The following is a 15,633-nucleotide window of genomic DNA, read 5'->3' on the forward strand; positions in this document are numbered from 1 at the left end:
GTTAGCTAGAATTATTTCCTATATACACCCCACAGAAATACTAAACGCTATAAAATTAGTTTCTCGGAAATTTTATTGGCTTAGTTATGATATTGCGTATTGGCGAAGGGAGTTCACGCAGAATGCTTCCACTTATTTCGAACGGACAATATCCTATCCAAAAACACAATCCGGTTTCTTGGAGTTTTGGCTTGAAAGTATTATCAAATGGGCTATACGTAATAAAAGTCAGAGCCTATTAGACTCGTTTTACCAACGGGTGATTATTACTCGTTATAAAGCATGGAAAGAGGAGAATCAGAAGAAACACTTGTTAATAGAGACTACCGATGCAGAGGGACGTACCCAAAACGATTGGGCAGCCATATGCAATCAATTGGCTGAATTTAAAAAATTGGATAGGTTGCAAACAGAAGAAGAAAAAATAACAGCTTTGGTGAGTGCGGCTAAGCATGGTCATCTTGACCTAGTCAAAGAAATTCTGGCAAAAATCGATGATGATAACGATCCAGTCAGTAGCGCAGCAAAGACAAAGGGAAAGAATTTAGCCTTGAGCTGTGCAGGTGCTGGAGGCCATTGTGACATTATCGAAGTGCTTCTTAACCATGGTGCTGAACTCGATGCTATTGAATGCGCAAGGGGAACGGCATTGATGGCAGCAGTTCAACGTCGTCATTATGACACGGTCGACTTCCTTCTGAAAAAAGGTGCCGATGTTAATGCGGCCCCGAGGGATGGGCTATCAGCATTGATGATCGCCGTTGACCGTGGTTATCTTGAGATCGTTCGGCTTCTGCTGAAAAATGGTGCCAATGCCAATTATATTACATCATACGATTATTCTGCCTTGTACTTCGCGATTATAACTAACCGAATAGAGCTGGTTAAACTCCTTTTTGAAGAAACTAACGATAGTTATGTTAAGCGCATGGCTTTTAAAGAGGCAGCTCTACGAGAGAGACTTGATATCGTTAGATTCTTTGCGAAAAATAATTCCTATGCGACTAATCCCGATATTTTTGAAGCACTCTTATTAGGCGCAACTTTGCGTGGAAATTCGACCATGCTAAAAGCTATTTTGACTAGTATTAATTCCGATGCAATCCGTTCTAGTTTGGATATACTCCTAACAATCGCCGTTTTGCGTGCCAATGATCTTTCGGCAACTCGCGCCGATGTTAATCTTAAATATTTTGAGATAATTGAAATTCTTAGTAACCGCGGTGCACAGATTCAAGATATCGATGATAGCAAAAAAGCCGCACTAATTTACTTGATTTCTAATCATGCAAGTCTTCAAGCAATGGATGAACAAAATTCTGAATTTAAGGACGACGAGTTACCCCTTTTATTTGGTCACTACTATACAGCAATTGCATTTCTTTTGGAAAAAGGTACCGATGCTAATACCATTGATGAATGCGGTGAAACCGCATTAAGCCTAGTCGCCAGGAAAGGAAGGCTGACACTCATTTCACTTCTCCTGGACTACGGTGCCGATGTCAATACTCCCTCCAGAGGAAAGAAGACAGCACTAATGCACGCCGCTCAAACAGGTCATTTGAAAGCGGTTGAGTTTCTATTGAAAAAGGGGGCCAATGTCAACGCCACCGATGATGAGAATAATACAGCATTGATATGTGCTGCTGAGGAAGGCCACGTCCAGATCGTCGCTCTCCTTCTAAAAAGCGGCGTTAGTCATGCTCAAAAAGCAGAAGCATTAGCCAGAGCAACTATGAAAGGTCAGCTTGAGGTCGTTAATCTTCTTCGAGTTGAAATGGTGAGTAGAGCAACAGTGGACTATCTACAATGGAGAGCAACTGAAGCGCCTGGACATCGTCTCCTTAACCGTTTCAATCATTGGTATCACGGAACAAGTGGTATTAAGCGCACAGAAAATATTTTGCACTCAATAGACGTAGGGCTTTCACCTACCCAATTAATGAAAAAAGTGAAATCAGCCGTTGAAGATTCAAGTCATCGCAAGCATTCTTATAGTCGTTATATTTTTGATGTATTTAAAGCGCCTCCAACAAGCACTGTTAATCATCAAAGCGATGAGGAATTTTTAGAATTAAAAAATGAGTTCTTAGCCAATTTTGATCAACAGTTTTTATCGGTTTAAAGTTAGCCTGCAAGGAATAGATACTGAGAGCAGCTAGAGTTCATTGCGCTTTGGTGTTTTTAATTTGATTTTTGTGAATAATAAAAATACAATAAAACCCCTGCTGGATACCATAGAACCTAATGTACGAAAAAACCGAAAAAGAAGACAATAATGAAGAGGCAAGAATTCTAACACTTCCAGATGAAGTATTAGCTAGAATTATTTCCTATATACACCCCACAGAAATACTAAACACTATAAAATTAGTTTCTCGGAAATTTTATTGGCTTAGTTATGATATTGCCTATTGGCGAAGGGAGTTCACGCAGAATGCTTCCACTTATTTCCTTACAAAATACTTTCCAAAAACCTTGACGTTTTGGCTTCGAAGTCTTATCAACTGGGCTATACGTAATAAAAGTCAGAGCCTATTAGACTCTTTTTACCAACGGGTGATTGTTACTCGTTATAAAGCATGGAAAGAGGAGAATCAGAAGAAACACTTGTTAATAGAGACTACCGATGCAGAGGGACATACCCAGAACCATTGGGCAGCCATATGCAATCAATTGGCTGAATTCCAAAACGTTGAGAGGTTGCCGCTAGGTATCAAAGATGCTCGTGGAAGAACAGCTTTGGTGATTGCAGCTAAGTTTGGTCATCTCGACCTAGTCACAGAAATCCTGGCAAAAATTGATGATGACAACGACCCAGCCACTCGCGCAGCAGGGATTAAAGAAAAGAATTTGGCCTTGAGATTTGCTAGTGATTGGGGCCATTTTGACATTATCGAAGTTCTTCTTAACCATGGTGCTAACCTTAATTCTATTGAGGATTCACATCAAACGGTACTGATGGCAGCAGTTGCAAACGGTCATTATGACATGGTCGAATTCCTTTTGAAAAAAGGGGCTGATGTTAATGTCCATGCGATGAAAGGGACAGCGTTGCTGCTAGCCGTTATTAATGATCATCTTGAGATTGTTAGGCTTCTGCTGAAAAAAGGTGCCAAAGCCAGGTTTGTATTGGACACCGCAGTTTTCCGTGGCCAATTGGAAATGATTAAAGTCATTTTTGAAGAAACAAACGATAGTCATTTGAAGTACAGGGCTTTGTTACATGCAATTCAACAAGAGAAACCTGATATCGTTAGATTCTTTGCGGAAAATACTACCCATAAGGATGCGATTGGTTCCGATAGTTTTGAGGCCCTCCTATTAGGCACAGAGTTTGCAAAACCAAGCATGGTTCAGGCCCTTTGTACTGGTGTTAATTTTAATTCCGATACAATCCGCTCTACTCTGCAAACACTCCTGACAATCACGGTTTTGCAGGTGAATGATTTTTCGGAAACTAGCGAGAAAACTAATCAGCTTTTTGAGCTTATTGAAATTCTGCATAATCACGACGCCAAGATTGAAGATATCAATGATAGCAAGGAAGCCGCTCTAAGGCACTTGATTGCTCATAGTGTAAAAATCACATCAATTTCAGAACAGAATAACCACTTTCACCTCCATTTTAACTACGAATTTACTTATGCTCAGTACCTGAAGAAAATCAAATTTCTTTTGGAAAAAGGGACCGATATCAATACTCCCTTCAGAGGAAAAAAGACAGCATTGATGCACGCCGCTCAAAGAGGTCATGTAAGATTGGTTGAGCTTCTTTTGGAAAAGGGGGCCAATGTCAACGCCACTGATGATGAGAATAATAGCGCGTTGATAAGCGCTGCAGAGGAAGGCCACCTCCAGATTGTCGCTCTCCTCCTAAAAAGCGGAGTTAGTCAAGCTCAAAAAGCAGAAGCATTAGCCAGAGCAACTACGAAAGGTCAGCTTGAGGTGGTTAATCTCCTTCGAATTGAAATGGTAAAAGGCGCAACAGTGGGTTATCTAGATTGGAGAGCAACTGAAGCGCCTGGACATCGTCTCCTTAACCGTTTCAATCATTGGTATCACGGAACAAATGGTATTAAGCGCACAGAAAATATCCTGCATTCAATCAATAGCGGGGTTTCACCCACTCAATTAATGCAAGAAGTGAAATCAGCCGTTGAAGATTCAAGTCATCGCAAGCATTCTTATAGTCGTTATATTTTTGATGCGTTTCAAGCACCGCCAATAAGCACTGTTAATAACCAAACCGATGAGGAATTTTTAGAATTAAAACAGGATTTCCTAGCCAATTTTGATCAACAGTTTTTATCGGTTTAATCGTTTTATGAGCTCTATTCCCTGGTGCGCATATGATGCGACCCATTATACCTACTCGGATGATCCACAATAGGTTTACCCTTCGTTTAAACGCTGTCGTTATCAATAGTCTTTCCATTTAGGAGAGATGCAGACGCATTAGTTATATTTATTGTATATTCTGTGATTAACCATCGTTTGATGGTTTTTTTTGACTTTTATGACCTTTCAAAATACCATTTGAATTTATCCTTACAACCAGGCTAATTTGTGTACGAAAAAACTGAACAAGAAGAAACTAATGAAGAAGCAAAAATTCTATCACTTCCAGATGAACTCTTGATTAAAGTAATTTCTCATCTGCACCCCCACGACATACTGAACAGTTTAAAATTAGTTTCTCCGAAATTTTATACCCTTTCTCATGAAATTGCTTTTTGGCGAATGGTGTTTAGACGTGAAGAAAACCCCTCTCTATGGAGCGCATCGTATTTCTGGGTATCTTCCGGTTACTTGGAGAGTTGGCTTAATCGTATTATCAACTGGGCTATACGTAATAAAAGTCAGAATATATTAGACTCTTTTTATCATTGGGTGGTTGTAACTCGTTATAACAAATGGAAAGAGAAGGATAAGACCTGCGATTCAAAGGGACGCACTCAGAATCATTGGGCAGCTATATGCAATCAATTGGCTGAATTTAGAAAAGCTGACCAATTGCTTATAGATAGTCGCGATAATGCGAACAGAACAGCTTTGGTAATTGCAGCTCAGCATGGTCATCTCGAACTAGTCAATGAAATTCTGGCAAAAATCGATGAAGACAACGTTACAGCCAGGAGTAAAGCATGGACTATAGAAAAGAATCGAGCCTTAAAATCTGCAACTCGTCAGGGCCATTTTGATATTATCGAAGTGCTTCTTAACCATGGTGCTAAAATTGAGGATCCACCTCAAACGGCATTGATAATAGCAGTTGAAAAGAGTGATTACGACATGGTCGATTTCCTTCTGAAAAAAGGGGCTGATGTTAATATGGGACGGGGGGAGAATGGGGAAACGGCGTTGATGCTAGCCGTTAGCAATGGCCATGTTGAGATTGTTAGGCTTCTGCTGAAAAAAGGTGCCAATGCCAATCATGTCACATACGACCATCAGACTGCATTGATGGCTGCGGTTATTCTTGACCAAGTGGAAATGATTAAAATCATTTTTGAAGAAACTAACATTGATCTAAGGACTATGGCTTTATTTATGGCTGTTAGCTGGAAGAAGTCTGAGATGGTTAGATTTTTTGTGGAAAATACTGCCCATGAGGATGCGATTGGCTCCAATATTTTTGAAGAACTCCTATTAGACACAGCGTTAACAAGACCAAGCATGGTCCTGCCCCTTTTGGCTGGTGTTAATTTTAATTCCGATACCATCTCTTCTACTTTAGAAACACTCCTAACAATTGCTATTTTGCATTGGGATGATTTATCGGAAACTAGCGAGGAAGCTAATCGGTATTTTGATCTTATTGAAATACTGAATAACCACGGTGCTAAGATTGAAGCTATCAATGATAGCAAGCAAGCCGCTCTAAGGCACTTGATTGCTCATATTGGAAAAATCTACGCAATGGCTGAACATAAATTCTTTAGCCTCCATTTTGATTATGTAAATATTTATGACCAGTACCTTAAGGAAATCAAATTTCTTTTGGAAAAAGGGGCTGATATCAATACTCCCTTTAGAGGAAAAAAGACAGCACTAATGCACGCCGCTCAAGGTGGTCATTTAAAATTGGTTGAGCTTCTCTTGGAAAAGGGGGCCAATGTAAACGCCACTGATGATGAGAATAATACCGCGTTGATAAGCGCTGCAGAGGAAGGCCACGTCCAGATCGTCGCTCTCCTTCTAAAAAGCGGCGTTAGTCATGCTCAAAAAGCAGAAGCATTAGCCAGAGCAACTATAAACCGTCAGCTTGATGTGGTTAATCTTCTTCAAGTTGAAATGGTAAGTAGAGCAACAGTGGATTATCTAAATTGGAGAGAAACTGAAGCGCCAGGACATCGTCTCCTTAACCGTTTTACTCATTGGTATCATGGAACAAATGGTATTAAGCGCACAGAAAATATCCTGCAATCAATCAATAGAGGGGTTTCACCCACTCAATTAATGCAAGAAGTGAAATCAGCCGTTGAAGTTTCAAGTCATCGCAAGCATTCTTATAGTCGTTATATTTTTGATGTATTTAAAGCGCCTCCAACAAGCACTGTCAATAATCAAAGCGATGAGGAATTTTTAGAATTAAAAAAAGAGTTCTTAGCCAATTATGATCAACAGTTTTTATCGGTTTAATAATAGTGCGGATCAATGGCAAGCAACACCGCAAAAAATAGCCATAGAACCGTAATAGTTAAACCCGTATACGGAAAACTGTGATAGCTTTTTCTTTTTACCCAATACTGCAATCCCAGCACTGGAAGAAAGGAAAATCCCATTAAAACCAAAATATTCGCCACATAATTCGCGCCAAGCCGGAAAGGCATCCAGCTCGCTAATTTTGTACTGAGTGACAATAGAAAAGTTTGAATGTGTGCAAGCCCTAGGTATACCCAATTCTCAAAATTAACGATTAATGCCGTGACTAGGAGTAAGGGTAAAATCAGCGTCATACCAGGAATAGCAAAAACTTTTTTGAAAAAATCACTAAATTCTTTCGCAAAGAACACAACAATCGAACTCGCTAACACAACTAATGCTATCGTTAGCATATTGTCCATAAGGTTATCCTCTTTCTTCTAAAGCTTCCCAGCGCGCATAAAGTTTTGCTAACTCTTCTTCGTCTTCTGCGAGCTGCTGGTTGTGAGTACTAAGTGCTTGAGCGTCTTGTTGATAAAACTCAGGTTTAGCCATTTTTTGCTGTAAAACAGAAATTTTTTCTTCTAATACTTCAATTTTCTGCGGTAATTGCGTTAACTCACGTTGCTCATTGAAACTTAACTTAGTTGAACTGCTTGTTCTTTTAGCAAGTTTGGGCGAACTAGCTTGCTCGCGCTGCTGTTTTTTCTGAGCGCGATAGTCATCATAGCCACCAATGTATTCGTCAAACCGCCCTTCTCCCTCATAAACCAAGACAGAACTGACAACTTGGTTAATAAATGCTCTATCGTGGCTAATTAATAATAAAGTGCCAGGATAGTCCATGAGCATATTCTCAAGTAATTCTAAGGTTTCGATATCTAAATCATTCGTCGGTTCGTCCATAACCAAAAGATTAACGGGCTTGGCAAATAATTTAGCCAGTAATAACCGATTTCTTTCGCCTCCAGAGAGCGTCGCTACGGTTTGATTAAATCGCTCAGGGGGGAATAAAAATTCACGCAAATAAGTGGCCACATGCTTTTGCTTACCATTGATGGTGACATAATCCGCCCCCTCACCCACGTTGGCCATTACGGTTTGTTGCTCGTCAAGCTGACGACGTAATTGATCAAAATAAGCGACTTCAAGTGAAGTCCCCTGCTTTACCGTGCCCGAATCAGGTTTGAGCTCAGCAAGTAATAAGCGGATTAAGGTTGTTTTGCCACAGCCATTCGGACCGATAATACCGACCTTATCACCGCGGGTCAGTAAAAGTGAAAAATTGCTCAATAAGGTTTTATCGCCGATACGATAGTTGAGATGCTTAGCATCAATCACAATCGCCCCGGAGCGAGTGACATCCAGTTCTAAAGACTGTACTTTGCCTAATTGTTCGCGCCGGGCTTTATACTGTTCGCGCAAGGCTTTTAATGCACGAACTCGACCTTCATTACGTGTACGGCGTGCTTTAATCCCAGTTCTTATCCAGACCTCTTCTTCTGCAAGACGCTTGTCAAATAGATCGTTATGCTTTTGCTCACTTAAACGCATCGCTTCTCGTCGATCCAAATAGGTTTCATAGTTGCAGTCGTAGGAATAAAGTTTCCCGCGGTCAATCTCGACAATTCGATTTGCCACTTGATTTAAAAACTCACGGTCGTGCGTCACGACCAACAAACTGCCGGTGTAAGATTTGAGATAAGATTCCAGCCATTCAATCGCATTCACATCCAAGTGGTTAGTCGGCTCATCAAGTATCAACAGATCCGGAGCGGCAATAAGAGCTGCTGCTAACAGAGCTCGACGCTTCATGCCACCGGATAGGCGACTCATTTCAGCATCGGCATCGACCCCTAATCGACTTGCCATCATTTCAACCCGTGGTAGTAAATCCCAGGCATGTAAATTATCCATTTGCTGTTGGCATTGAGCTAACGCTTCTAAATCATTAGATTTGGATAGGCGATGAAATTGAGTAAGGACTTCTCCTACTTCGCCTAAACTTTTGACTAAAAAATGATAGACCGATTCTTCATTGGCATTCAAAGGTACTTCTTGCATTAAGCCTGCAACTCGCAATCCATTGATTCGATTGAGTTGCCCTTGATCCGGGACTAACTCGCCCTGTAACAAGCGCAGTAAGGTTGATTTTCCAGCGCCGTTGCGACCCACTAGTGCGATGCGGTCCTGGGGCTGAATTTGCCAATCCACCTGATCCAGTAAGCGATTACCAGCCAAGTCTAAGGTGATATTGTGGAGGGAAACTATACTCATACAACCTTCTTATTTCTTGATAACTAAACGTTTATCCTGTTGTGACAGATTAAATTGGGACAATACATTCATACCCAATAAAACAAGATCCCCGCCACTGGGTACAATCACTGCTTTTACATTATTGAGGGTAAACCCCGCAAAACTCAGTTGTTGTAACCGTGTTAGTGAACCTGTCACTTCGCCACCAGCGGTTTGCAAATTAATCTGGTAACGACCGCGCAAATTCAATTCCATTGCGATATTTTGCGGAATCGCCACCAAACTAGCTCCTGTGTCCACTATAAACTTAACAGGAGACTCATTGATGTATCCATCAATACGGTAATGTCCCTGAGCATCAGGGGTAATAGTCACTGTTCCATGCTCAACTTGATAGGAGCCTTTTTCTCCCTGATTGTAATAGCGAAAAAAGGCAAACAATAGGACAAAAAATATTAACCAAGCAATAATGAACATGAAACGCCCGGTTTGGGCGTATTGTTTGTCACTCACGCGTTAGTCGGTTTGCTGCTTCAAGTACCATAATTCCATCGATTTCAATTTGGGCACCACGTGGCAGAGCAGATACACCTATTGCCGCCCGAGCTGGATAAGGCTCAGTAAAATATCGTGTCATTGCCTCATTAATTAATGGAAAATGATTGAGATCGGTAAGATAAACGGTGATTCTCACTAAATCCGCCAAACTTCCCCCGGCTGCTTCACAAACAGCAGCTAAATTATCAAATACCTGATTAATCTGCATACGAATTTCATCGCTACAGAGTTGCATGGTTTTAGGATCTAAAGGAATTTGTCCTGATAAATACACAGTATTATCACAGCGAATTGCTTGGCTATAAGTGCCAATTGCTGCCGGTGCCAAATCAGTATGAATAGGTTGCATCGATTAATCTCCCTGCTTTTTACGATAGAGGCGCATTACTACTTTATTGGCACGCAAACGACGCATCACCCGCGCCAAGTGGGATCTGTCGCGTACACTGATGGAAAAAGTCACTGCATTATGACGTCCATCTCTTGGATCAACATTGATATTACCAATATTGGATTCTGCTTCAGAAATAGCGGTAGCCAATGCAGCAAGCACACCGCGTTGATTCGCCACCTCAACGGTGATATCAACCCAATATTCACCCTCAACTTGCTCATCCCAGCGCAAAGAAATCAATTGGTCAGGATGACTGCGTCCTTGATTTATATTGGGACAATCACTGGCATGCACAATAATGCCACGTCCTTGTTGAAAGCGACCTACAATATTATCACCAGGAATAGGTTGACAGCAATCGGCAAAATGCACCACCATTCCTTCAGTTCCTTTAATCGCTAAAGGACGACTTTTTGTTGTTTTATCAAACTCAGTAATATCTTGGGTGCTCACCAAGCGTTTAGCAATCACCATGGGCATCTGATTACCTATTCCAATCGCATAAAGCAATTCATCCGCCGATTTATAACTTAAATCATGAAGCAAGGCCTGCAAGGTTTCGGGCGGTACTTTCGCATAGTCGCTCGTTAATTCGGTGAGAGATTGCTCCAATAAGCGCTTACCCAAAACAATCGATTCGGCATGCTGCTGGCTTTTGAGGAAATGACGAATGTTTGAGCGAGCTTTACCAGTTACCACAAAATTCAACCAGGCGGGATTAGGATGAGCGCTAGGAGCGGTGATGATTTCTACTGTTTGCCCATTAGTCAGGGGAATACTTAAGGGGACTAATCGACGATTCACCTTAGCAGCCACACAACTATTTCCTACCCCCGAATGGACGGTATAAGCAAAATCCACAGGCGTGGCGCCCTTCGGTAGCTCCATGATGTGGCCTTTGGGAGTAAACACATAAACTTCGTCGGGGAACAGGTCGATCTTCACATTTTCGATAAACTCTAATGAACTTCCGGTACTTCGCTGCATTTCGAGTAAGCGCTGTACCCATTCGCGAGCACGCAATTGTGCTTCATTGACTTCAAGGCCCGAGGATTTGTAAATCCAATGAGCGGCAACTCCATTTTCAGCCACTTTATCCATATCACGTGTCCTAATTTGTACTTCCAAGGGAACGCCAAAAGGACCAAATAAAGTGGTATGTAACGATTGGTAACCGTTTGCTTTTGGGATTCCAATATAATCTTTAAAACGCTGCGGCACAGGCTTATAAGTCCGATGCAAGGCACCCATAACGCGGTAACAAGAATCAATATCTTCAGTAATCACGCGAAAAGCAAATACGTCGGTGATCTCAGTGAACGACGCTTTTTTTTGGCGCATTTTTCGGTAAATACTGTATAAATGTTTCTGTCGACCAAAAACATGTTCATAAGGAATGTTGAGCTCATGCAAAGCTTCTTGCAAATCTTGTTCGATTTTTTGCGTTAATTCTCGACGATTGCCCCGCGATTTTTCAACCGCCGATTTAATCGCACGATAACGCATGGGGTAGAGTGCTTGAAATCCAAGATCCTCAAGGCCAGTATAAATGGCATGCATACCTAAGCGGTTCGCGATGGGCGCATAGATTTCCAGCGTTTCAATCGCTATGCGTCTTCGCTTCACGGCGGGCATCGCGCCAAGGGTATGCATATTATGAAAGCGATCAGCCAGTTTTACGATGATGACACGAATATCTTTCACCATCGCTAACACCATCTTGCGAAAATTCTCTGCTTGCGCTTCGGCACGCGATTCAAATTTGATTTTGGTTAACTTAGTTACCCCATCCACCAAGGCAGTAACATCTTCACCAAATTGCTGGGTTAAATCTTCTTTACTAATTGAAGTATCTTCAACCACATCATGGAGTAAGGTTGCCATGATGGTTTGATAATCAAGGCGCATACGCGCAAGAATGAGCGCTGCCGCCACTGGATGAGTAATATAGGGCTCACCTGAGCGACGCATCTGACCGTGATGTGCTTTTTCAGCGACCAAATAGGCTTGGTAACATTTTTCAATAAGCGGTTGCTCAAGGTAGCATTTAAGCTCTTCGTCTAGCTCCTTAAAGTAGCTCACGCCGCACTCCCCACATTCCACTACCACTCACTTCACCTAGGCTAAAGCCCCCAATCAACAGAAGATTATATTCCAATAAAAACTAAATATATGCAAAAACAGTGTTTTTCAAGCGTTTAACCCGAACCCAATGCTTATAAGCCTTTTATAGTAATATAGTAAATTGGGAGAGAGGGTCTTAATCCTTATTGTAGGTCTTTGCAGTAATTAAGCCTAAAGCTATCTCTCGGAGAGCGACTACAGTAGGTTTGTCATTCTCCCACTCCACTAAGGGTTGTTCTCCACGCACCGCTATGTCACGCGCGCGCTGAGTAGCCACCATAACTAATTCAAAACGGTTTTCTACATGTTCTAAACAATCTTCTACGGTTACACGCGCCATTATTAATCTCCAAAATAAAGAACTAACTCGAGGTGAGTTGCTTATTGTTACTGTAATAGCCCGTCGCTAAGAATTAATTCCTAGCAAAAACTGGCTAAAACATTCTATTTTACTGCGATGCAAGCAGGAAAGAAAGTAATTTTCCTTGCTCGATCAATTGACGTTTCATACGCAGGCGGTTAGCGATGACGATGGCCTGCAATTCTAAAGACGCTTTTTCGAAATTATCATTGACTATCAGATAATCAAATTCAGAAAAATGACTTAATTCGTCTTGCGCACGTTTCATGCGATTTCCAATGACTTCTTCATTATCTTGCCGTCTATCGAGCAGACGTTGCTGCAAAATATTCAGAGAAGGTGGAAGTATAAATACTGAAATTGCATCAGGGAAAATGCTTCTAATCTGCTGAGCGCCCTGCCAATCAATATCTAACACCACATCAATGCCAGCCATTAAACGTGCATTAATTTGCGCTACCGAAGTACCATAATGATGGCTAAACACCTGGGCATGCTCAATAAATGCATTCGCCGTGATCAGGTCAAGAAATTGCTGTTCCTTAATAAAAAAATAATCTACCCCATCTTTTTCACCAGGACGCATCTTACGCGTCGTGTGGGAGATAGATACCTCGACATCAGGCAAGGTACTTACTAATTTTTTAACTAAACTGGTTTTGCCGCCACCCGATGGAGCAGCAACAATGATTAAATTACCTGGATAAGAATCACCCATCTTTTTCACTCTATATTTTGAATTTGTTCACGCATTTGTTCGATTAGCACTTTCATCTCTACAGCACTCTGAGTCAAAGCTACCGAATCCGATTTGGAGCTTAACGTATTTGCTTCCCTATTTAGCTCTTGCATTAAAAAGTCCAATCGCCGTCCAGCGGCTTCAGAATTTTTTAAAACTTTTGCCACCTCGACAATATGTGTTTCTAGGCGATCTAATTCTTCACATACGTCTAATCGAGCAAGTTGCAAAGCAATTTCTTGCTCAATACGAGTACTATCCACTTCTAATTGCAACGATCTTAAGCGAGTTAATAATTTATCTCGAGCTTGCTCAGCATTAGAAGTAACATAGAGTTTCGCATTCTTAACCTCGCTGCCTAAGCTTAGTAAACGGTTTTGCACCAGGGATTGTAATGCTTGCCCTTCAGTTTTTCTCACCTCAATCAATTGACTAAGTGCTTCACCAAATAATTGTTCCCCATATTGACCTAGAATTTCAATATCTGGTTGAGTGGCTTGGATAACACCGGGCCAGGTAAGAATTGCGTGCAATGTCAGATCATTAGCTAAATGCTTTGCAGCGGATAGTTTATTGCCTACATCAATCAACCCATTCACCAAATTTTCATTAATATGCATTGCTTGATTATCACTAGTCATATCTTGAAATTTGAGTTGACACTCTAATTTACCACGACTTAACCGATCACGCAGCATCGCGCGCAAGGAAGTCTCTAGAAATCGAAAAGCATCAGGCAAACGAAACGACACATCGAGATATCGATGGTTCACTGATCTGATTTCCCAACAAAAAATACCGGTATCCAGTTGTTTTTGAACTCTGGCAAAGGCCGTCATGCTATGAGTCATAATAATACTAACTAGTCTAAGATGGCGCGACTATAAACTAAATTTGTTCAAATGCAAGGTTTTGACAATGCAAAAGGGTCTATGCATGGGGAATATGAAAGGTTTATACTTGGTCATTTTCACCGAGGATTATTATGCGCCCTAGTAACCGTGAACCTAATCAACTACGTCCTATTAAAATCACTCGAAACTTTACTGCTCATGCCGAAGGCTCCGTTTTAATCGAATTCGGTCAAACTCGCGTGCTGTGTAATGTTTCTGTCATCGATGGAGTGCCACGCTTTCTGAAAGGCAAAAATCAAGGTTGGGTTACCGCTGAATACGGTATGTTACCTCGTGCAACCCACAGTCGCACGGAACGAGAAGCGAGCAAAGGAAAGCAAGGAGGTCGCACTCTGGAAATTCAACGTTTAATTGGCCGCTCCTTACGTAATTGCATTGACTTAAAAGTTTTAGGTGAAGTCACTTTAACCATCGATTGTGATGTTATTCAAGCGGATGGGGGTACACGTACGGCCGCCATCACAGGAGCATGTGTGGCAATGAAAGATGCCCTGAATTGGATGGTTGCAAGGGAAAAAATACGCAAAGTGCCTGTGTTTAATTATGTTGCAGCAGTTTCAGTTGGTATTTATCGCGGTCAACCGGTATTGGATCTAGATTATGCTGAGGATGTGCTTGCTGAAACGGATATGAACGTGGTTATGAACGAAGAGGGCCATTTTATTGAAGTTCAAGGTACCGCTGAAGATAAGAGTTTTAGTCGGGAACAATTAAATAGCATGTTATTGTTAGCCGAAGGCGGCATTGCGCAACTCATTGAATTGCAAAAAAATGCTTGAGTAGGTTGAGCCTTTGCCCAACAAGTTCATGAGCCCGGAAGCGAAGGTGGAACCAAGCTCCAACCTTCGCTGATTGACTCAGGATCTAAAGCAATAGTCAAATTTCGGAGATTCGCTTTGCTAGGAGAGGATATCCTTAAGACAGTTGTTACAGGCATTTATTATGACAATTACTGAACGCATCGAAAAAATTCGCCAACTTATTGCGACTACAGCAATAGCCTGTCAACGTTCTCCTGAAGAAATTCAATTATTAGCAGTCAGCAAAGGGCAACCTGCGACTGCCATCCAAGAAGCATTTACAGCAGGCATTCACAACATCGGGGAAAATTATTTACAAGAAGCCCAAACAAAAATTCGCGCCTTAAAAAATCTACCGCTATGCTGGCATTTTATAGGACCCATTCAAAGTAATAAAACGCCAGCTATTGCTGAAGCGTTTACTTGGGTACATAGCGTTGACCGAGAAAAAATTGCCCGACTTCTTTCGCAACATCGACCCGAGCACTTACCTGAGCTCAATATTTGTCTTCAAGTCAACCTCGATAAAGAAGACACGAAATCAGGCCTTGCTCCTGAGAAAATCACTCAATTAGCTTTGCTGATCACTGAATTACCCCGCTTAAAATTGCGGGGCTTAATGACTATTCCTAAATTGCAGTCCGATGAGCAACAACAATATGAGAGTTTGATTCGTTTGACAAAGTTATTTAACCAATTGAATCAAGAACTTAATTTATCGATGGATTGTTTATCGATGGGCATGACCGACGATTTAGTTGCGGCAATTCGTGCAGGAAGTACAATAGTTCGTATTGGTAGAGCCATTTTTGGCGAGAGACTCTAAGGTTAGTGCA

General features: G+C 41.5%; 13 protein-coding genes. 5 read left to right on the plus strand and 8 right to left on the minus strand.

Features of this window, described 5'->3' with window-relative positions:
- The 3 genes from Ldro_RS11875 to Ldro_RS11885 form a co-directional block, all read left to right on the plus strand.
- Nucleotides 1-2,125 (plus strand): ankyrin repeat domain-containing protein (locus tag Ldro_RS11875; protein ID WP_193786647.1); only part of this gene is annotated, 2,125 nt, incomplete at its 5' end.
- Nucleotides 2,126-2,247: 122 nt separating this feature from the next.
- Nucleotides 2,248-4,320: an ankyrin repeat domain-containing protein gene (locus Ldro_RS11880; RefSeq protein WP_058496618.1), complete on the plus strand. Its 2,073-nt coding sequence runs from the start codon at nt 2,248-2,250 to the stop codon at nt 4,318-4,320.
- 249 nt (nt 4,321-4,569) lie between these two features.
- Complete coding sequence (locus Ldro_RS11885; protein ID WP_058496619.1) at nt 4,570-6,645, plus strand: ankyrin repeat domain-containing protein; 2,076 nt, start codon at nt 4,570-4,572, stop codon at nt 6,643-6,645.
- Here the strand turns inward: Ldro_RS11885 and Ldro_RS11890 are convergent.
- The 8 genes from Ldro_RS11890 to Ldro_RS11925 all read right to left on the minus strand — a co-directional run bounded on the left by Ldro_RS11890 (nt 6,642) and on the right by Ldro_RS11925 (nt 13,934).
- Nucleotides 6,642-7,070 (minus strand): hypothetical protein, encoded by a 429-nt coding sequence (locus Ldro_RS11890; RefSeq protein ID WP_058496620.1) that lies wholly within the window; start codon nt 7,068-7,070, stop codon nt 6,642-6,644. The genes Ldro_RS11885 and Ldro_RS11890 overlap by 4 nt on opposite strands.
- 4 nt (nt 7,071-7,074) lie before the next feature.
- Nucleotides 7,075-8,925, minus strand: a complete 1,851-nt coding sequence (locus Ldro_RS11895) for an ATP-binding cassette domain-containing protein (RefSeq protein WP_058496621.1) — start codon at nt 8,923-8,925, stop codon at nt 7,075-7,077.
- A 9-nt stretch (nt 8,926-8,934) separates the two neighbouring features.
- Entirely contained in the window at nt 8,935-9,420 is a 486-nt protein-coding gene (locus Ldro_RS11900) for a retropepsin-like aspartic protease family protein (RefSeq protein ID WP_058496622.1), read from the minus strand.
- Complete coding sequence (locus Ldro_RS11905) at nt 9,413-9,814, minus strand: RidA family protein (RefSeq protein ID WP_058496623.1); 402 nt, start codon at nt 9,812-9,814, stop codon at nt 9,413-9,415. The genes Ldro_RS11900 and Ldro_RS11905 overlap by 8 nt, the downstream gene beginning before the upstream one ends.
- Nucleotides 9,815-9,817: 3 nt before the next feature.
- The gene (gene spoT / locus Ldro_RS11910; RefSeq protein WP_058496624.1) at nt 9,818-11,941 is read right to left on the minus strand and encodes a bifunctional GTP diphosphokinase/guanosine-3',5'-bis pyrophosphate 3'-pyrophosphohydrolase; all 2,124 of its coding nucleotides are present in this window, start codon (nt 11,939-11,941) and stop codon (nt 9,818-9,820) included.
- Nucleotides 11,942-12,119: 178 nt separating this feature from the next.
- Nucleotides 12,120-12,323: a DNA-directed RNA polymerase subunit omega gene (gene rpoZ, locus Ldro_RS11915; RefSeq protein WP_058496625.1), complete on the minus strand. Its 204-nt coding sequence runs from the start codon at nt 12,321-12,323 to the stop codon at nt 12,120-12,122.
- Between the two features lie 109 nt (nt 12,324-12,432).
- Nucleotides 12,433-13,062, minus strand: coding sequence for a guanylate kinase (gmk, locus tag Ldro_RS11920; protein WP_058496626.1), 630 nt, complete (start codon nt 13,060-13,062; stop codon nt 12,433-12,435).
- 5 nt (nt 13,063-13,067) lie between these two features.
- The gene (locus Ldro_RS11925) at nt 13,068-13,934 is read right to left on the minus strand and encodes a YicC/YloC family endoribonuclease (RefSeq protein ID WP_058496627.1); all 867 of its coding nucleotides are present in this window, start codon (nt 13,932-13,934) and stop codon (nt 13,068-13,070) included.
- A 134-nt stretch (nt 13,935-14,068) separates the two neighbouring features.
- Here Ldro_RS11925 and rph point away from each other — a divergent pair, with 134 nt between their 5' ends.
- Together rph and Ldro_RS11935 are read left to right on the plus strand one after the other, a co-directional pair.
- The gene (gene rph / locus Ldro_RS11930) at nt 14,069-14,776 is read left to right on the plus strand and encodes a ribonuclease PH (protein WP_058496628.1); all 708 of its coding nucleotides are present in this window, start codon (nt 14,069-14,071) and stop codon (nt 14,774-14,776) included.
- Between the two features lie 163 nt (nt 14,777-14,939).
- A complete protein-coding gene (locus Ldro_RS11935; protein WP_058496629.1) occupies nt 14,940-15,623 on the plus strand; it encodes a YggS family pyridoxal phosphate-dependent enzyme in 684 nt (227 codons plus the stop codon).
- Nucleotides 15,624-15,633 lie beyond the last annotated feature (10 nt).

This window comes from Legionella drozanskii LLAP-1, assembly GCF_001467585.1.
GTDB classification, from domain to species: Bacteria; Pseudomonadota; Gammaproteobacteria; order Legionellales; family Legionellaceae; genus Tatlockia; species Tatlockia drozanskii.